This is a genomic window from Empedobacter sp. EJD.6dd, from assembly GCF_057369435.1.
In genome coordinates, this window is sequence record NZ_CM170667.1 from 3,125,225 (window position 1) to 3,142,986 (window position 17,762).

Here is a 17,762-nt window from a genome sequence, read left to right on the forward strand (position 1 = left end):
AGAATGAATAAACTTGCTCTGTTGAAATTCAAAATAAGTCACTAAAATAGAAACAGACAATCAGAAAAAATATTTAATTTTGTCAAAATTTATAAGATGGAGTTTGTTCAAAATAAAGAAGAAGTTTTTGATAATGTTGAATTGTTTTTAGAAGGTTTGGAGATGGGAACTGAGCAAGAAAAAGCCAAAACAATCCAATTGATTAAAAAATCGAAGACATTTTTAGTAATCGATACGGAAGAGTTAATGGTTTTTGTGCCAAGTACATTTATTGGATATCAAGAAAATACTATTGCAAATTTTTCTGGGAAATTATTGGAACATGAAACAAATCCAGTTTTAACAAAATTATTTGGTTCAACTCCAAAAATAGATAAAACTTTAGACGAATTATTTTTAGATTTTTGCGACGAAATAGAAGTTAATCGCAATGATGTTGGGCTTTCTCGAGATTATTGGATTGTAAAAGATATATAAATAAAAAAGGCTTTTCTAATTAGTTTGAAAAGCCTTTTTTTATAACAAATTTAATCGATCAAATTCACTTCAAGTTTAGAGATAGGCTCTATTCCAGCCAAAACTCCATCAATTTCACATTTCAACAAACCACTTCCTCCACCAAAATGATGAATTTGCTTTACTGAAGGAAAATAGGTGCTTATCCATTCTTCCAAATTTTCTAACTCCGAAGCACCAATTCCGCTACTATATAAAACAATTTGAACATTGTTTGCAGCGATATACCATTTCAATTCTTCTTGCGTACAGGTACAAAATGCCTTCCATTTTTCATTCTTGTTGATCACACGTTCTAAGGTGTCCACAATTTCTTTATTCTTACCAAAAACAGCGATTTGTACTTGCATACTAGATTAATTTATGATGCAAAGTAACGTCACAATAAATAGTTGTACATTGATTTACATCAAGAAAGGAAGAAAAAAACCGTTTCTTTTGAAACGGTTCTATTAAGAATTTTGATTTTCTAATTGTGCTAATCTTTCTGCAGCCAAATAAAATTCTGGATTCAACTGCAATGCTTTTTTGTATTCTTCTACAGCTTCGTCTTTCTTTTCTAATTTCTCAAGAATTGCCCCTTTGTTGTAGTATGATAAGAAATGATTTGGATTTAATTCAATTGATTGATTAAAATCGCTTAAAGCATTGTCTAAATCATTTAAAACAAAATAAGTATTTCCTCTGTTGTAATAGGATAAGAAATGCGGTTTCATTTCAATTACTTTCGAATAATCCTCAATTGCTTGATCAAATTTTTGCAATTGATCAAAACAAAATGCACGGTTGTGGTAACAAGATTCATATTCTGGATTAATTTCTAATGCCTTATCAAAACATGCAATTGCATCGTCATATTTGTTCAAATTCATTAATACATATCCTTTTTGGTGATATGCTACAAAACTATTTGGATCAATTTCGATTACTTTATCAAAGTTTTCTGCAGCTTTTGTTGGATTATATTGATTAAAATTAGCCATTCCTCTATAGAAATAAAAGTTTGGATTTTTATCATCTAATTCAATTGCTTTATCAAAATCTTTGATTGCATCTGTATTTTGTTTCATGTAATATTGGCTCAATCCACGTCCGAAATATGAATTTGCCACTTCTATTTGACGTTTAATCGATAATGTAAAATAATCAATCGCCTTTCTATACTGACCTTTGCGGAGATATTGACTCCCATCTTCATAAAAACTCATAGTTCAATATTACAACAAACTCTTCAAATTTTAAATAAAAATTTTTATAAAAGTTTATCTTTACGCAAAACATCACACATGAAAATAGAACATATTGGCATTGCTGTAAAAGATTTGGGTTTGTCGAATGATTTATTCGAGAAATTATTAGGAAAAGCACCTTATAAAGAAGAAGCGGTAGAGTCGGAAGGTGTGCGAACTTCTTTTTTTGAAATAGGCGAATCGAAGATAGAATTGGTAGGTTCTGAAAAAAAAGATAGTGCTATCGAAAAATATTTAGAAAAAAATAGAGAAGGTATTCATCACATTGCTTTTGGTGTTGATAATATCGAAGATGAAATAGAGCGTCTTAAAAATCAAGGGTTTACTTTTATTAATGATCAGCCAAAATTAGGTGCAGATAATAAGCGTATTGTTTTTTTACATCCAAAAACTACGAATGGTGTACTGGTGGAGCTTTGCGAAGATGTAAAATGATTTTGAAGTTAAAAAAAATAGCTTTAATATTGCAAACGAATTAATCAATAGCTTCATTTTTATTGTTACTAATTCTGGTCCTATAACTCAGCTGGTTAGAGTAGCTGACTCATAATCAGCAAGTCCTTGGTTCGAGCCCAAGTGGGACCACACAAAGCACTCAATTTGAGTGCTTTTTTTTATTTAATTATGCTGATAATTAATGGTTTATCATTTTGACTACATTTTAAAATCACCATTTTTTACTATAGTTTGATACCCGTTTGATACCCAAATTATTTTAGTTATCAATGAAATACATTCTAAGCGAGTATAACAATAGAATTGTTTAAAGTTTAAAATATAAAACAAAATGTCCAGTTTTTTCATTAAAAAACTGGACATTTTTATTCTTTAAATTAAGTTTTAAACATTGGTATTCATTTGTTTAATCCTGATTAATTATTTTTTACCTATTATAGTTTTATTGAATAGGTGAAATTAAATATTCAACTCATATCTCACAGAACGTCCCGCTCCTTCAGTTATCAATACACTTTTTTTAACTAAATCTTGTAAATCACGTGTAGCCGTAGCTTTTGATATTTTTGTTATCGAAATATATTTCTTTGCAGACATTCCCCCTTCAAAGCCTTCTGCTCCTTGATCTAACATTTTTATAACGACTTTTAGTTGACGTTCATTTAAAAGAGTTTTTATTTGATCTAAAAACTTCGTTTTATTTAAAGTAAAATTGGTTATTTTCTTTGACTGAATTTGCGCCTCTAAAATAGTATTAGAAAAATAATAAATCCAATCGGTAATTTCTAATGTTCGCTGTGCATCTTTTAGTGCTTCGTAATAGTTTTTTTTATCTTTTTCAATTGTACTTGATAAACTCATGATTAAAGGACGATTAAAACTCTCTGCTAAACATTTTTCTGCAATAGCACGTCCAATTCGTCCATTACCATCTTCAAAAGGATGTATCGACTCAAAATAAAGATGAGCAATAGAAGTTTTAATCAATGCATTTTTTATATCAATCGATTCAACTTTATAATTATTGTACCAATTAATAAAGCTTTGCATTTCGTTTGGAACAATTTCAGATGGTGGAGCTTGGTAATGTACTTTTTCACGTCCATAAGCTCCTGAAATAATAACCATTGGTTCTTCTCCTACTCTGTATTTTCCTGCATTAATAGAATTTGAATTTTCAAATAATATTTTGTGCCATTCTTTTATTAAATCTTCAGTTAGTTTAGTCTTAAAATTATTTCGAACATCAACCATTAACTCTCCAATTCCACGAGCATTTTTATCTTTTATATGACTAATAGAAGAATGAATTCCAATTTTATTTTTGATTGAAGACATTACGTCCTGACGACTATAAAATTCGCCTTCAATCTCAGAAGTTTTAATGGCTTCATCAATCATAAATTGAATAATCGTTTCCTGTTTAATATCTTCAGATAAAGTATCAATCATCCCTTTTAATTCGCCTGTTTCTAAAGCAAATTTTATAACTATTTGGTCAATTACAGATGAGACATATTCAAAATTTGTCCAATTTTCATATTGCCAATTGTATTTCATGAGCCGATTATTTAATATAATTGGCTCAAATATAATGAAAATATGAGCCGATTAATAAATTTATTTGGCTCATTAAGTTCATTAACATCAATTAAACATTTTAAATTCACTATTTTACTTCATCTTTCTTAGCCCAATTCTAAATAAGAAAAATCATCATTCTTATAATATAGATTTGACTTTTAAAACGGATAATTATGAGTCAAATACAGATTTTGTTGGTCTATAATTGAAAGAATAAACTCAATAAAAATGAAGAATCATTAATTTAGATTTGCTGTTATCAGAATGGAAAGAGAACATATTTTTCGATAGGTCAATTATGTTTAATAAAGTATAATGTTAATAAACCATAATTTATTTCATTTTAATCAAATTAAGGATTTTAAATATTATAATAAAAATACAACACTATTATATTGTAATTGAATTTGTTGTGAAAAATATTAAAATTCTTTTATTTTTAACTTGTTTTTTATGTTTTAGATTTTATATATTTGCATTCAAAATAAAAGGGATTATTCTTTTTATTTTTGGTCCTATAACTCAGTTGGTTAGAGTAGCTGACTCATAATCAGCAAGTCCTTGGTTCGAGCCCAAGTGGGACCACAAAAGCACCTTTTTAAAGGTGCTTTTTTATTATCTTTATATTTATTTATTAATAAGTCAATTAATTAGAAGTATTTTTAAATACAGTTGAGTATTTATTTTTAATCGTATAATTAAAGAATTAATCTTATTTTTTGATGAATTTTGTAGAAACTCTTTTTCCATTTTTCGTTGTAATAATTGCTAAATAAACGCCTGGAGTAAGAAATCCTACTTGATTAATTTCTTTATTAGAATTCATAATATTTTTTCTATGTAAATCATAAACAGACAAAGACATAAACTCAGGTGTTTTTACTTCTAGTATTTGATTTACAACTGTTGTTGCTAAAGTAGGTGTTGCACTATTGAAAATTTCAGTTGTTCCTAAAGTGGTGTTACCTTCAATGCTAAAAGTTAGGTCTGTAGCTTGTTCTGTCCATTTTTCGTTGGTATAAACTTTCGCCAAATTCGTACCTTCTTTTTTGATTGCAGGATAGAAATGCCAATCGGTTAAATTTGAAGGATAAGCAGCATTAATATATGCACTAAAAATAATCCAGTATTTACGATCTGCTTTTAAATTAATAGAATGATTACTTAAATCAATTCAAAACTACTTTCGACAATGTGGCATCAGTTGTTAAAATGAAATCATCAGCGGCATGGATGGTACGGGAAGAAGAGGAAGCACTAATAGCACTTCCTTCAGGTGCTTGTTCTTGTGTGAATAAAATTGTGCTTTGAGCATTAAGGGAATGAGAACTTAACATTAGTCCTAATAAAATAAATGAGTAAACTTTCTTGTTCATATTGTGTTAATTTTCTCTAATATAGTGTTGTTTAACTATTTAACAAAATTTGATCATTTATTTGGCACGGATGATTCTGATCTTTCTTTAAAATTAAAATCAGATAACTTTGAGAGCCTCAGGGAACGATCTCTTGGTGGCTGAGGTTCTCGAAGTCACATTTTACGATTTTTTCCTTTCGAGAGTTTGATCTTTTCCCTTCGATTGCCTCAGGTAACGATTGGTTTTTTATTGGTGGCTGAGGTTCTTGAAGTCACATTTTACGATCTTTTCCCTTCGAGTGTTTGCTCTTTTCCCTTCGAGTGCCTCATGGAACGGGTTTTCTAGGGGGCTGAGGTTCTTGAAGTCATACTTTACGGCCTTTTCTTCTCGAGTGTTTGCTCTTTTCCCTTCGAGTGCCTCATGGAACGATCTCTTGGTGGCTGAGGTTCTCGAAGTCACACTTTACGGCCTTTTCTTCTCGAGAGTTTGCTCTTTTCCCTTCGAGAGCCTCAGGGAACGATCTCTTGGTGGCTGAGGTTCTCGAAGTCACATTTTACAATTAACCTATTTCCCTTATCCCTTGGAGTGCCTCAGTGAACGATTTTTTGGTGGCTGAGGTTCTCGAAGTCACACTTTACGGCCTTTTCTTCTCGAGTGTTTGCTCTTTTCCCTTCGAGTGCCTCATGGAACGGGTTTTCTAGGTGGCTGAGGTTCTTGAAGTCATACTTGCTCTAATTATTAGAACTAAACAATTTATTAAATCTAGTGTTCAATGTTTCAATATACGCTTGTTTAGTATCTTTATTTAAGAAGCTAATCTCCACAAAATCGATCCATTTTAGTCTAATTTTGATGAATCTTTTGTAAATAGATTCCACTGATTTATCAGGGATTTTCAGGGATTTAGCTAATTGGATGAAATCTTCTATTTTTAATCTATTTTTTTTATCATTAATTGTTAATGCAGATTCTTCCTTATCATCGGGAATTAATAACAGTGTATTCAATAAATCGTAAGCTGGAGATAATTCGTATTCATTGAAATCATTTTCGATTAATGAATAGTTTTTAAGATGCATATCAGCATTTGCAGTCAAGTAATTAAATAAAACAATTTCAAATAATTTTTGAGCTTCAAAACCACTATTTTTAGTTAGTTGATAGATTAATTTTCCAATTTTTTCTATTGAACCTCGATATTTATGTTCCGTTAAATTTTCAGTCAATTGACAAAAGTCTTCAACAGCAATTTTATCTTCATTTTTTCGATCAAATCGCTTTGTTAAATAAGCCAATTCACCTGATTTAAGCCGAATAAGTGTGTGTGTTGCTGTTTTTATTTTTACCAATTCCGCTAAATGCATGGTTAAGTCTTCATTTTCGGGTAAGTCGATATATTCTTTTGAAGCAGGTTTTAAAATATAATTTCCTTCAAGATCCACAATTGTAAATCTCGATTGTTTATTTATATCGCTTATAAGATTTAAAGATAATTTTGGTTGCACACCTGTAACTGCCACACTTTTTACAATCAACTCTTTTGCTAATTCTTCTAATTGTTTGCTGTCAAAATCAATTGAAGGAGGATTTATTGAACCAAATATTTTTTTAGAACATTTAGAATGAAAATCAATTTCATTTTCTGCTAATTCTTTGTAACAACTAAGGCATTTTTTCATAATTCTTCATTATTTGAAATGATAGAAACAGCTCCAATACAATCTCTGCAAAGAGTTAATAATAAACCAAAACGATCTTTAGAATTTAATTTCCAATTTTTTACTGCAATATTCAAAAGCCAACCTTCTGGTATTAATCCATCAAAAAAAGGAAATAAAATTTTACTTTCATAAGAATCTTGTTGTTTTGGAAGCGTTAAACTAATTGGTTTCGATTCCAAATTATTCAAATATTCTTGATCGTATTTAAAAATATAACCATTTTCATTTTCAGAAATTGTTCCTGCAAATAGATTTTTATAATAGACTAAACCTTTTCTCATTGCTCAATTTTATCAATTACACCAACTTCAGAACCAAATAAAGCTAAAACTTGATTAACTTTATCTAATCTTACAGAAGGTTTTCCTTGTTCTAGTTCGCGAATAAATCTTAAACCAACTCCAGCTCTCTCAGCTAATTCAGGTTGTGTAAGTTTTAATCTTTTTCTTTTTTGTTTGATAAATTCTGCAATTGATTGATTCATATTATACCCTTTGAGGTATAAATATAGTCATAATTTTTATTTTATACCCAAAAAGGTATAAAATTTATTTAAACGTAAGTATTATACCTTTTAGGGTACGATTTTTTCCCTTTGAGAGCTTGAGGGAACTGTTTTTCTTGGTGGCTGAGGTTCTCGAAGCTAAATTTTTACGATCTTTTCCCTTCGAGTGCCTCAGGGAACGATCATTTTTTGGTGGCTGAGGTTCTCGAAATTACATTTTAAGATCTTTTCCTTTCGAGTACCTCAGTGACCGTGCTAAATGTGAATTTGAATATTGGAAAAGAATGACGAAAACGGTATTAAAACACACACGTTAAGAAATGTTTGAATGAAACGTAAAAAGGTATTAGACCGTAGGGTTTTTAAAATCTTTAGTGAAATGAGAACATATTTAGTAGAGAGTTTTACAGCCAAGTCTTTTTTCATTAGTTTTTTTGACTATTCCCCGAAGGGCATATGAATACCTATAATTAAAATAGATAAGCTATGAATAAAAAAGTGATAGAAAGATTATTCTCGTTTTTCAAAACTACCTTCATTCATTTTTACCTTGACGCAAAAACGAACCAAAAACGTCAAGTCTGTGCCTACAAATCGGTCAATAACGGCTATTCACTAAATGCTTTAAATCATTCACATATAAAATGTGAACAGTAAATCATTTTTAACGTTCGCTACGCCGAATTTACACTCGACTCTTCAGCAATGACGGTTTTTAATTCCTTATTAAAAGTAAATTTAAAACTTGAATATTGAAAAAGAAATTAAAAATCCGACGATTTAGTATCGAAATGACGAATTTAAATTAAATTGTTCAGAATTATAAGCAAAGGACCTAAAGTATATTCGAAAGAAAAATTAGTTGAATTGGGTTATACCAATCCTTCTCAACCTGATTATTTAGTTGTAGACATAGAGCCTTGTACAGATTGGGAAGATATAGAAATTGCTTACAAGGAATTCGATTAATATAAAGGTTTATCAGGTTCTATTTACACACGAGTAGGACAACCTTTTGTGGTAATTTTGGATAAGATTCTGAGTTAGGAATTATAATACTTTTTGCTTATTAAACGTTACAATTTGGTTTATGCGTAATATATGTTGTAATTATTTTTGTATTTTTAGTGAATATATTTGATGATATATGTAATGCAAGTAATTAACGCAGTTCAAATAATTGATGTTTTAGGTACAAATAGCATCCCGATTAGGGTTTTAGCTGAGGATACAGAAATTTATTTTGCCAAGACTATTTTTAAAACTCATCCTCCATTAGAGGATATTATTAATGAATTGATTGGTAATTTTATTTATAGTAGTTGGGGAATTCAGGTACCTGAAATCATTGTAATAAAAATTGAAAACGAACTTTTACAGCGTTTTATAACAGATCATAATATATTTACTAAATATAGTGATTATAATTTAGAAGAATTATTTATTATTGGAGTTAAAGAAATTGTTAACCAGATAGATGTAGACATACATAACTTAACCATTACGAATAAAAATGATTTCAATAAATTTTTAAACCCTTATCGATTTTTAGATATTGCTTTTTGTGATATATGGTTAGGGAATAAAGATCGAAGAATTAATAATACTAATCTACTTTTAGTTGAAGATTATGGTAAATTAGATTTTGTTGCTATAGATCATACGCAGCTATTTGCAAATCAAAGCAATTACAAAGGGCTTAAAATTTCTGTCATGGATAGTGATTTATCTAATATGTTAATAACTACCGATTTCACTAAAAAGATTTGTAAATTTGCAGAGAAAGAAATAATTTCAACCTATCATAATAGAATTCTTGAAAAGATTGGTATAACACTTGATGTTTTACCTAACTTCTTAGATCTCCTACCTTCTGAAATAGGACTAAGTAAAGCAGGTAAAAACAAAATTATAGAGGTATTAGAAAATCAAGAAAGAAACAATAGAGTCGCTAACAAATTAATCAATTACTAAGATGAAATCGTATTACAGTTTAATCAGGTATTTTAATAACTCCTTATCAAAGGAGAATATTGTTATTGGGTTAATTGCGATTTCTACAACCAATGTATTTTATAGATTCTCTGAATCTAAAATTAAATTGATTTCTAAATTTTCAGATCATCGAGATGATCTTTTACATTATAATGTAAAAAAATTAAGAGATTATTTAGATGTCAACGTTAAGGATAAATTATTTGTCAAAGAGAATTCGTATAATCTTAAAGAATACATTGATCGTCTTTCTATTTATAGTAATGGTTTGATTCAATTCGATAAACCTGTAGAATTGAATATGGATGTAAACGAAGCATTTTTCAATAAATTTTATGATAAATACATTGGCGAGTTTAAATCAAATGCGAGAAATAGAAAAGTTGATCAAGTATTTGTACAACGTGTAGAGAACAAATTTCGTAAGCCTTTAGAACATATCATTGATATAGATTATAGAATAGAAAAAAAGATCATTCCATCATTATTCTTTGATTATAAATTAAATGGAATAGGGGTTAATGGTTCTGTTTATAGTGTAAAATGTATTGATATCAATTCAAACAGAACACTTGAGAATATTCAGAAAGATGTTTCAGAATTAGAAAGTTTAAGTTATAGACTAAATAAATTTTCTGAAGATAAAGTTCAACAACCAGAAAATAATCAACATTTTTTGGTTATAGATGAATATAAGGGTTATGATGATAAATATGCAGAGTTATATGAAGCTTTAATTAGCCAAGAAAACGATTTATATAAAATTGTCAATTCAGATCAACTAGATAAAATAACAACTAAAATAATCAATTCAGGAGCCACTAAATTTTCTGAATTAATAGAACAATAATAAAATCTAATAGTAAAAAAATCCTCAATCATTAATGATTGAGGATTTTTTTATTAATCGAGAATTGGAAATAGAAGGTATCAATGAATACTTCTTAAAAAACAAGAAAAATTATATTACTAAAGATATTAAGGTGTTTTTGTAATTAATATTTTTTGTAAAATTCAAGAAATGGTTTTTTCTTGATGGCTGAGGTTCTCGAAGTCACATTTTTACGATGTTATTCTTTCGAGAGTTTGCTCTTTTCCCTTCGAGTGCCTCAGGGAACGATTTCTTGTTGGCTGAGGTTCTCGAAGCCACACTTTTACGATATTTTCCCTTCGAGTATTTGATCTTTCCTTTCTAGAGCCTCAAGGAACGATTTTTTTTTTGTTTCAATGAAAAATAATTATGCGATTGTAATCTGTATGCACTAAATTCGTATAATTCTGAAAACTATCCTATGGTTACAATCTTCACAGCATACATCGTCTCCATCTTTTATTAATTGGTTTTCTATATCAATCTCTATGTTACATAAAGGACAATAGATCGAATGATCTGTAAATTTTAGATTAATAGGAGGGTTTAAAACAGTTGGTATTTCTAAAATAGAAATGCTTTCGGTTGTTGTATTTTGTTTATCCAATCTGTTGATTTTATTTATGAGTTTATTAAAGGTAGTGAAATACCTAATTTATAAACTTTGTAATATGCTTTTATTTTTTGTTTTGATTGCTGAATATTATTTAATGAAAAATCAACAATTCCATTCTCCATATCAGGATAAATAATTAAACAATCAATAGTTTTATCATCTTCAATCTTTAGCTTATTGCGTACTTTATTTAATCTTGCATACCCCGCAACCTGTCTAATATCTTCATGCAGATGACCTTTCTTATAATTTAGCTTATACTTTGCATCAATTACCATTTGATAATTAGGGGAAGAAACCAAAATATCTAAAGCATTTCCATACGTGCTAAATTGATAATGAATTTCTTTTTTTAATTCAGAATTACTCTCAATCATTTTACTGTAAACATACAATTCAAATAAACGTGGCATATCAATCCAAAAAGGAGGAGTTAAGATCTTAGAGTTGGATGTTTTTGTTATGTTGTAGGCAAATCGCTTTAAAATATAACTTCCAGTTTCTAAAGCATCTTTATAATCTTTATAGAATGGATTATGTTTTAAATGTTTGATTTCATTTTCTTTTATATCATCTGAAATTAGCTCAAATACTGGACGACAATAATTAATTGTTTCTTGAATTATTTGATAGTTTTGATTTAATAGTACTTTATTATTTTCTACATAACTAATCACAAATTGTAAAACTTTCTTCAAAAAACGATTCTCAAGATGATCTTCACCAAAAACTTGATATTCACAAAATGTAGTAGTCAATCGATTTTTAAAAACATTTTGTTTGATGTTTTGTCCAACTAAAATTTTTCCTTTTACTCGATTATTGAGATTTTCTTGAACTTTATAATAACTCTTTTTTAAACCTTTACGAACGATAGATTTTAAGGTTTGTAAAAATCGAATAATTAGAAATGGAGTTAATTGATCGTCTTTTTGTTCGATTCTTATTTGATTAGCATTCCAATCTATTTGAACAAGTTCTTTCACTTCCAAATTACTTTCTGAAACCGAAGTTACTTGTAACAACATTTTTAAATAATTCAATTCAAATTGTTGATTACTTTCATAATCAATTGTATTTATCGATGAATCATTTTCATCCTCTAATTCTTGAGTAAATGATTGAATAGAAGAAGAATTTAATTTTGGTTCTACATAAATATATTTTCCTGTTTCTCCTAACCAATCAATCCCAATACAATAATCAGCTTTTATAATGTATTGAGATTCTTGTTTTTCAAATAAAAAACGATAACTACTATTATTGAATGATTTAGATAAAACAGTTTCATAGCGTGAAAATTCTAATTCAGAAAGCATTAACCCTTCAAAAGATTGATTAATATTTTCTTCTGAATCATTTCTACGAATAGAAAAAGATTGATGTTCTGATAAACGAATTCCCATTAGATTGAAGCTTCTAATTCTTCTATTTGTTGTTTGATTTCTTCACCAATTAAAACGCCATCTTTTACATATTCTAATAAAATAGGTTTAATTTCATACTCTAAACGAATGTTCATAGAACCACCTTCTTTTGATTTATCAATAAAATAAGAATGCCCTAATTGTACATCCTTTTTCTCAAATTCTGTAGATAAATTAGTTTCGAAAAGTTCAGCAACTTGATGAAATAAAACAGAATCAAATAAAATACCTTCTTCATTCGACAGATCTTTCGGTAACACATCTACAAATGCAAATCTTCTTCGAATAGCATAATCAATATGACCAACAGAACGATCTGCAGTATTCATAGTACCAATAATGTATAAGTTCGGGGGAAGGATTAATTTATTATCTCCGTCTACTTCATACATACTTTCGACAGCTTCTCCGCGATATTCTAAAGCATAAATTAGCTCTCCCAAAACAGAAGATAAATTTGCACGATTAATTTCATCGATAATTAAAACGTAGTTTTGAAGTTTAACTTTTTCCGTTTCAGATTCTGAATTAAATTTTAAATTATTTACTTTTAAATATTCCTGAAATAAATTTAAAACTCTAATAAAGTAGCTTGCATGCTGTCTTGCTAATCCAGAAAGTGTTTGATTTTTTTTGATATCTTGCCTTTCTTGGTTATCATCTAAATATGCTTGAATGATATCTTTATATAACATTCTGTTGCCTCCTTTTAACCAACCTTCCGCCGATCCTTTATACCTAAAAGCATCTTCATCAGTACTTGTTATTAGTCCAACACTATTAGTAAGAGAGTAGAAACCTTCACTTTTTTCGATTTCATCACCAATATAATCGGTAAATAAATCAAAATATTTTTTTACTTGTTTTTCTTTTGAGATTGTAGAAATAGCCTTTTTACTATCGATATAATTATCCAAAGCTTTTTTAGCAAACTCAGCTAAAATTTTATTCTCGGCTTTATACATAATTCCGTCACCTTCTTCATTTGGTTTAGAAACTATACCTCTTACAAAATCTTCATACGTATAACTTGGGTGGAATTGAAGAATTTTGAATTGTTCATTTTTGTCCAACTCCTTTATATCTGATAAATTCAATAATTCTTTAGCAATATATTTAGCTTCTCTTGTTTTACCTGTTCCTGGAGGTCCTTGTAAAATAATTTGCTTTTTATACTTTAATAAATTTATATATTCATTCATTTTTTTTGAATTTGCGTACTTCTTTTTTAGAGAAATAAATTTGTTTCGATAATCTTCACCTTGAACTTTAACAATACCTTGTTGTAAAGGATACGTAAATCGATCATTTTCTAAAATATCGAAAAATACAGCATCATAAACAAAAAGATTATTATTAAATGGAATCTCTAATTCATTAAACTTATATTCTAAATGAGGAAAATCTAAAATTGATTTTCTAGAAGATGTAACTTTTGCTATATCTAGTACTGTATGTCCATCTGTTACTAATACATGAGAATCTAAAGAATAATCTTTATCAACCCAACCTATTAAAATATTTTTTTCTTTTATAAAATTGTAAAACAATGGTGTTCCTGAACCCCATCTACAACCTAATTTCCATAATTCCATTCCTCTATCTTTTACCTCCCAACAAATCCACTAACGTACGTATTCACAAAATCAAATATTTTATGCGTAACACGCTCTATTTTACTACTGCGTTCTTTCAAACTTGGACGTTGAAGCATTGTTCCAACAATATCATCGCGCAAAGGTTGTTTATCAGAAAAAAGATATTCGCCAATTACTTTTTCTAATTTTGAAGGATCAAGTTGTTCGACCTTACTCATTTCTTTTAAAGCATTTTGTCTTTCGATGTAAACAAACTGATCAAATTCTTCTAAAACCTGATCTGCATCTGTAATAAATGGTAATTGTTTTTGTATAAATTTTTCTATCAATTCTTTTTTACTTCTCAGTTTCAAATCACTGTTCAGTAAATCTTGAATCATTTTTTCTTGCTTAGCCTTATCGGTAACTGAAGCTGATTGTAATTTAACAATCAAATTCATGATATAGGTTACATTAATTTCATCACGATGAATTAATTCTAATTCGAAATCCAAATCATCTAAAACCGAATGGCCTTTATCTTCTTCTTTGCTAATCCCTTTTGTTTCTTCGTATAAGTCTAAATATTTACTTTTAAAATCTTCAAACTCTTGGTGAGATAACGGTAAATCAGCAAAAGAAAAATCAGCATATTGCTTCATTTTATTGATTAATCGCATCACATCTCGAAATGCTTTAATGAACTCAGCTTGCTCTTCTTCATTTTTCAAGTCATTTACTGCATCTACATTTGGAACAATTTCAATTAATTCATCATATTTTTCTTGAAAAGTTTCTTCCAATCGTTCAAATGGAGGCTCTATAATATCTTCTATTGCATCTTTGTTGGCAAATAATTCGATCGCTTTATCAGTCGCTTCTTTTAGATTTCGGTAACACACTATATTTCCGTGCGATTTTACTTCATCTAAAATTCTATTCGTACGGGAATAAGCCTGAATTAATCCATGATATCTTAAATTCTTGTCAACATATAATGTATTCAGCGTTTTGCTGTCAAAACCTGTTAAAAACATATTGACAACGATTAATACATCAATCTGTTTCGTTTTTACACGAGCTGTAATATCATTGTAATATTCGTAAAATAATTTCGAATCTTTAGTCGAATAGTTCGTCTGAAACGTTTGATTATAATCGAGAATAAATTCGTCCAAATATTCACGACTATGTTTTGTAGTATACGTTTCTTGATCTTCGGCAACCATTCCTAGCTCTTCATCATCAAACTGCTCTGTAATCGTTCCGGCATCTTTATCTTCTTCATTTGCTTGATAGGTAAAGATTGTCGCGATATTCAGATTATGTTTTCCTTCTTCTTTCGCTGTTTTAAATAATTGATAATATTCAATCGCTGCATCTACATCAGCCACACAAAACATAGAAGTATAGGTTTTATGATGTGTTTTATTTGGATGATTTTGAATAATGTGATTCACTATATTTCGACGACGAATAGGCGAATTCATTACTTCAGCTTCATCTATTTTTTCAATTTCGATGTCCTGAATTTCATCTCTTTGTTTAAACGTTCGAATATATTCTATCGCAAAACGTAAAACATTTCCATCTCGAATTGCATCTGTAATTACATATTTGTGCAAACATTCACCAAACAACATTTTAGTTGTTCGTTTTCCATATTCATTTGTGCCAGCATTATCTATGAAAATTGGTGTTCCTGTAAAACCAAATAATTGAGCACTTTGGAAGAAATTGACAATATTTTCGTGCGTCATTCCGAATTGAGAACGATGACATTCATCAAAAATAAATACAATTCGCTCGTTTTGTAAACTACTCATTTGGTTTTTATAGCGATTACCTGTAATGGCATTATTCAGTTTCTGAATAGTAGTTACAATCAGTTTGTTATCGCTATTTAATTGTTCTACTAACGTATTTGTATTATTGGTAGAATAAATAGAACCTTTCGCAAAACTGTTGAATTCTTTTGCTGTTTGGTAATCCAAATCTTTACGATCAACCACAAAAACGACTTTATGAACTTCAGGAATATGCGTTAAAATTTGAGCTGCTTTAAACGAAGTCAATGTTTTTCCCGAACCTGTCGTATGCCAAATGTAACCGTAATCTTTGGTCGTTTTTACTTGGTTGATAATTTCTTCAACCGCATAATATTGGTATGGACGCAACACCATCAATGCTTTTTGTGTTTCGTTGAGCACAATGTATTGCGTAATCATTTTTGATAAATGACAAGGATTCATAAAATCATCTGCAAACTCAGATAGATTTGTTGTTAATGAATTATCTTTTTTCGCCCAATAAAACGTTTGCTTAAAATTACGTTGACGCACCGAACCATTGCAATAATATTTGGTATTAACACCGTTACTAATGACAAACAATTGAATAAACTGAAACAATCCAAAACCTGCGGTATATGAATGACGTTGATAACGATTAATCTGATTGAACGCTTCTTTCAACTCCAAACCACGACGTTTTAACTCAACTTGTACCAAAGGTAAACCGTTAATCAATATGGTTACATCATAGCGATTGTCGTACGAACCTTTCATAGTGATTTGATTCGCGACTTGAAATTCGTTTTTACACCAATTTTTACTATCTAATAATTGTATGGTTTTATTTTCTCCTAAACTATTAACGTAAGGAATACGAGAACGCAAAGTTTTTGCTCGTTCAAAAATATTTCCTTTGTTGATGTACAACATAATTTGGTTGAATTCTGCTTCTGCTAATTCAACTTTATTGTGCTTCTCTATTTGGCGTTTAAAATTTTGGACTAAATCTGCTTCATCTTTTAATGTTATTGATTCGTAACCCAAAGATTGCAATTGGTCAATTAATCCGTTTTCTAGTAATTGTTCTGGTTGAGCGTTCATTTTTAAACTCTTAACATTTGTGTTTTGTTCTATATACTATCAAACTTGTTGTACAACAAGTACAATATTTGTTATATAAAGTACGTTTTTTGTTATATTTTTTATTATATTTGCATTATAAATTAGTCTTTAAAATAACTAAGATACAAAGGATTGGGGTGTCCCCGGTCGAGCAGAAGCCAGTCGTTTTTGATTGGCTTTTGTTTTTAGGGAAATATTTTAATTCCATACAATTTTCCATTTTTCTTGTAGATTTTATCCTTTACAACTTCAAATGCTGGGTTTGCTCTTTTCTTATCGATCACATAGCGTGCAATAGGATAAGCGACCAAATCGGATAATTGTAAACCATTGATGTTTTCTCTTTTGGATTTGAAGGTTATTTTTAAATAGACATCTTTCAAACGTTCAGGCGAAACATACGATGTCCCTCTTGCCAATAAGCGTTGAAAGTGTTCTTCTAATTTTTTATCTTCCTTTTTTCCACGTTTTTCTATAATGATTTCCAATTCCTTCTGTACACCTTTTATTTCGTCCAAAGAAAAAATAGCTCTTTCTATCACAAAAGACAATGCTAATTCGTACACATCATTAGAAAGCTTACCATACATATTAATGTATTTTTCTTTATTGATTGCCGATGCTAATACACGATATTTAGAAGTTGAAATAACATGATTGATCATTTCATAAAAATCCTTTTTGAGTGCTAAATCAAATAGAACCTGAAATTCTTTTTCGCATTTGCGAATATCTCTGGAATGAAGAATGACATCTTTATCTCCCCAAAATTTATTTTTAATCTGATTGATATTATTCTTTATAGACGCGTAATTTTCTTCGCTTGTGAGTATAGCACACAACAAGAAAACAGGAAATGACGGATCTAAGTTTACCAAACCATGATCACCACTTTCGTCTATAAACAAATAATACTTTTTCATACGCTATTCTTTATACAAGCATTTCATCTCTAATAATTGTTCTGATTT

Annotated in this window: 17 protein-coding genes and 2 tRNA genes; 7 read left to right on the top strand and 12 right to left on the bottom strand. The window is 29.2% G+C overall.

The window, feature by feature from the left end:
* The first annotated feature begins 96 nt into the window (after positions 1-96).
* Positions 97-477: a hypothetical protein gene (locus AC2I98_RS14675; RefSeq protein WP_486412387.1), complete on the top strand. Its 381-nt coding sequence runs from the start codon at positions 97-99 to the stop codon at positions 475-477.
* Between the two features lie 50 nt (positions 478-527).
* On the opposite strand, the gene AC2I98_RS14680 is transcribed toward AC2I98_RS14675, so the two are convergent.
* Together AC2I98_RS14680 and AC2I98_RS14685 are read right to left on the bottom strand one after the other, a co-directional pair.
* The gene (locus tag AC2I98_RS14680; RefSeq protein ID WP_486412388.1) at positions 528-866 is read right to left on the bottom strand and encodes a hypothetical protein; all 339 of its coding nucleotides are present in this window, start codon (positions 864-866) and stop codon (positions 528-530) included.
* A 102-nt stretch (positions 867-968) separates the two neighbouring features.
* Positions 969-1,724: a tetratricopeptide repeat protein gene (locus tag AC2I98_RS14685; protein ID WP_486412389.1), complete on the bottom strand. Its 756-nt coding sequence runs from the start codon at positions 1,722-1,724 to the stop codon at positions 969-971.
* A gap of 78 nt (positions 1,725-1,802) precedes the next feature.
* Here AC2I98_RS14685 and mce point away from each other — a divergent pair, with 78 nt between their 5' ends.
* Entirely contained in the window at positions 1,803-2,201 is a 399-nt protein-coding gene (mce, locus tag AC2I98_RS14690; protein WP_486412390.1) for a methylmalonyl-CoA epimerase, read from the top strand.
* Between the two features lie 76 nt (positions 2,202-2,277).
* Positions 2,278-2,351: transfer RNA gene (locus tag AC2I98_RS14695), tRNA-Ile, on the top strand.
* A 330-nt stretch (positions 2,352-2,681) separates the two neighbouring features.
* Here the strand turns inward: AC2I98_RS14695 and AC2I98_RS14700 are convergent.
* Entirely contained in the window at positions 2,682-3,782 is a 1,101-nt protein-coding gene (locus tag AC2I98_RS14700) for a Fic family protein (RefSeq protein WP_486412391.1), read from the bottom strand.
* A gap of 535 nt (positions 3,783-4,317) precedes the next feature.
* On the opposite strand from AC2I98_RS14700, the gene AC2I98_RS14705 reads away from it, so the two are divergent.
* Positions 4,318-4,391: transfer RNA gene (locus tag AC2I98_RS14705), tRNA-Ile, on the top strand.
* Between the two features lie 127 nt (positions 4,392-4,518).
* On the opposite strand, the gene AC2I98_RS14710 is transcribed toward AC2I98_RS14705, so the two are convergent.
* From AC2I98_RS14710 to AC2I98_RS14730, 5 genes are all read right to left on the bottom strand, one after another.
* Positions 4,519-4,839 (bottom strand): T9SS type A sorting domain-containing protein, encoded by a 321-nt coding sequence (locus tag AC2I98_RS14710; RefSeq protein ID WP_486412392.1) that lies wholly within the window; start codon positions 4,837-4,839, stop codon positions 4,519-4,521.
* A gap of 136 nt (positions 4,840-4,975) precedes the next feature.
* Complete coding sequence (locus AC2I98_RS14715; protein ID WP_486412393.1) at positions 4,976-5,182, bottom strand: hypothetical protein; 207 nt, start codon at positions 5,180-5,182, stop codon at positions 4,976-4,978.
* A gap of 713 nt (positions 5,183-5,895) precedes the next feature.
* Positions 5,896-6,843: a HipA domain-containing protein gene (locus tag AC2I98_RS14720; protein WP_486412394.1), complete on the bottom strand. Its 948-nt coding sequence runs from the start codon at positions 6,841-6,843 to the stop codon at positions 5,896-5,898.
* Complete coding sequence (locus AC2I98_RS14725; RefSeq protein ID WP_486412395.1) at positions 6,840-7,166, bottom strand: HipA N-terminal domain-containing protein; 327 nt, start codon at positions 7,164-7,166, stop codon at positions 6,840-6,842. Before AC2I98_RS14725 ends, AC2I98_RS14720 begins: the two co-directional genes overlap by 4 nt.
* Complete coding sequence (locus AC2I98_RS14730; protein ID WP_114999434.1) at positions 7,163-7,369, bottom strand: helix-turn-helix transcriptional regulator; 207 nt, start codon at positions 7,367-7,369, stop codon at positions 7,163-7,165. The genes AC2I98_RS14725 and AC2I98_RS14730 overlap by 4 nt, the downstream gene beginning before the upstream one ends.
* An 831-nt stretch (positions 7,370-8,200) precedes the next feature.
* Here AC2I98_RS14730 and AC2I98_RS14735 point away from each other — a divergent pair.
* From AC2I98_RS14735 to AC2I98_RS14745, 3 genes are all read left to right on the top strand, one after another.
* On the top strand, positions 8,201-8,359 hold the full coding sequence (locus AC2I98_RS14735) for a hypothetical protein (protein ID WP_486412396.1): 159 nt from the start codon (positions 8,201-8,203) through the stop codon (positions 8,357-8,359).
* 183 nt (positions 8,360-8,542) lie between these two features.
* A complete protein-coding gene (locus AC2I98_RS14740) occupies positions 8,543-9,364 on the top strand; it encodes a HipA family kinase (protein WP_486412397.1) in 822 nt (273 codons plus the stop codon).
* Position 9,365: 1 nt separating this feature from the next.
* Positions 9,366-10,235, top strand: a complete 870-nt coding sequence (locus AC2I98_RS14745) for a hypothetical protein (protein ID WP_486412398.1) — start codon at positions 9,366-9,368, stop codon at positions 10,233-10,235.
* Between the two features lie 642 nt (positions 10,236-10,877).
* Here AC2I98_RS14745 and AC2I98_RS14750 read toward each other — a convergent pair.
* The 4 genes from AC2I98_RS14750 to AC2I98_RS14765 form a co-directional block, all read right to left on the bottom strand.
* Positions 10,878-12,278, bottom strand: a complete 1,401-nt coding sequence (locus tag AC2I98_RS14750; RefSeq protein WP_486412399.1) for a 5-methylcytosine restriction system specificity protein McrC — start codon at positions 12,276-12,278, stop codon at positions 10,878-10,880.
* Positions 12,278-13,894: an AAA family ATPase gene (locus tag AC2I98_RS14755; RefSeq protein WP_486412400.1), complete on the bottom strand. Its 1,617-nt coding sequence runs from the start codon at positions 13,892-13,894 to the stop codon at positions 12,278-12,280. The genes AC2I98_RS14750 and AC2I98_RS14755 overlap by 1 nt, the downstream gene beginning before the upstream one ends.
* An 11-nt stretch (positions 13,895-13,905) precedes the next feature.
* Positions 13,906-16,770, bottom strand: a complete 2,865-nt coding sequence (locus AC2I98_RS14760) for a type I restriction endonuclease subunit R (RefSeq protein ID WP_486412401.1) — start codon at positions 16,768-16,770, stop codon at positions 13,906-13,908.
* Between the two features lie 206 nt (positions 16,771-16,976).
* Positions 16,977-17,714, bottom strand: a complete 738-nt coding sequence (locus AC2I98_RS14765) for a DUF3800 domain-containing protein (RefSeq protein ID WP_486412402.1) — start codon at positions 17,712-17,714, stop codon at positions 16,977-16,979.
* Between the last annotated feature and the right edge of the window lie 48 nt (positions 17,715-17,762).

Coding starts and splice junctions, on each gene's coding strand:
- AC2I98_RS14725 (WP_486412395.1), bottom strand. CDS start 7,166: ATGAGAAAAGGTTTAGTCTATTATAAAAATCTATTTGCAGGAACAATT.
- AC2I98_RS14765 (WP_486412402.1), bottom strand. CDS start 17,714: ATGAAAAAGTATTATTTGTTTATAGACGAAAGTGGTGATCATGGTTTG.
- AC2I98_RS14740 (WP_486412397.1), top strand. CDS start 8,543: ATGCAAGTAATTAACGCAGTTCAAATAATTGATGTTTTAGGTACAAAT.
- AC2I98_RS14750 (WP_486412399.1), bottom strand. CDS start 12,278: ATGGGAATTCGTTTATCAGAACATCAATCTTTTTCTATTCGTAGAAAT.
- mce (WP_486412390.1), top strand. CDS start 1,803: ATGAAAATAGAACATATTGGCATTGCTGTAAAAGATTTGGGTTTGTCG.
- AC2I98_RS14720 (WP_486412394.1), bottom strand. CDS start 6,843: ATGAAAAAATGCCTTAGTTGTTACAAAGAATTAGCAGAAAATGAAATT.
- AC2I98_RS14745 (WP_486412398.1), top strand. CDS start 9,366: ATGAAATCGTATTACAGTTTAATCAGGTATTTTAATAACTCCTTATCA.
- AC2I98_RS14760 (WP_486412401.1), bottom strand. CDS start 16,770: ATGAACGCTCAACCAGAACAATTACTAGAAAACGGATTAATTGACCAA.
- AC2I98_RS14680 (WP_486412388.1), bottom strand. CDS start 866: ATGCAAGTACAAATCGCTGTTTTTGGTAAGAATAAAGAAATTGTGGAC.
- AC2I98_RS14755 (WP_486412400.1), bottom strand. CDS start 13,894: ATGGAATTATGGAAATTAGGTTGTAGATGGGGTTCAGGAACACCATTG.
- AC2I98_RS14685 (WP_486412389.1), bottom strand. CDS start 1,724: ATGAGTTTTTATGAAGATGGGAGTCAATATCTCCGCAAAGGTCAGTAT.
- AC2I98_RS14700 (WP_486412391.1), bottom strand. CDS start 3,782: ATGAAATACAATTGGCAATATGAAAATTGGACAAATTTTGAATATGTC.
- AC2I98_RS14730 (WP_114999434.1), bottom strand. CDS start 7,369: ATGAATCAATCAATTGCAGAATTTATCAAACAAAAAAGAAAAAGATTA.
- AC2I98_RS14715 (WP_486412393.1), bottom strand. CDS start 5,182: ATGAACAAGAAAGTTTACTCATTTATTTTATTAGGACTAATGTTAAGT.
- AC2I98_RS14675 (WP_486412387.1), top strand. CDS start 97: ATGGAGTTTGTTCAAAATAAAGAAGAAGTTTTTGATAATGTTGAATTG.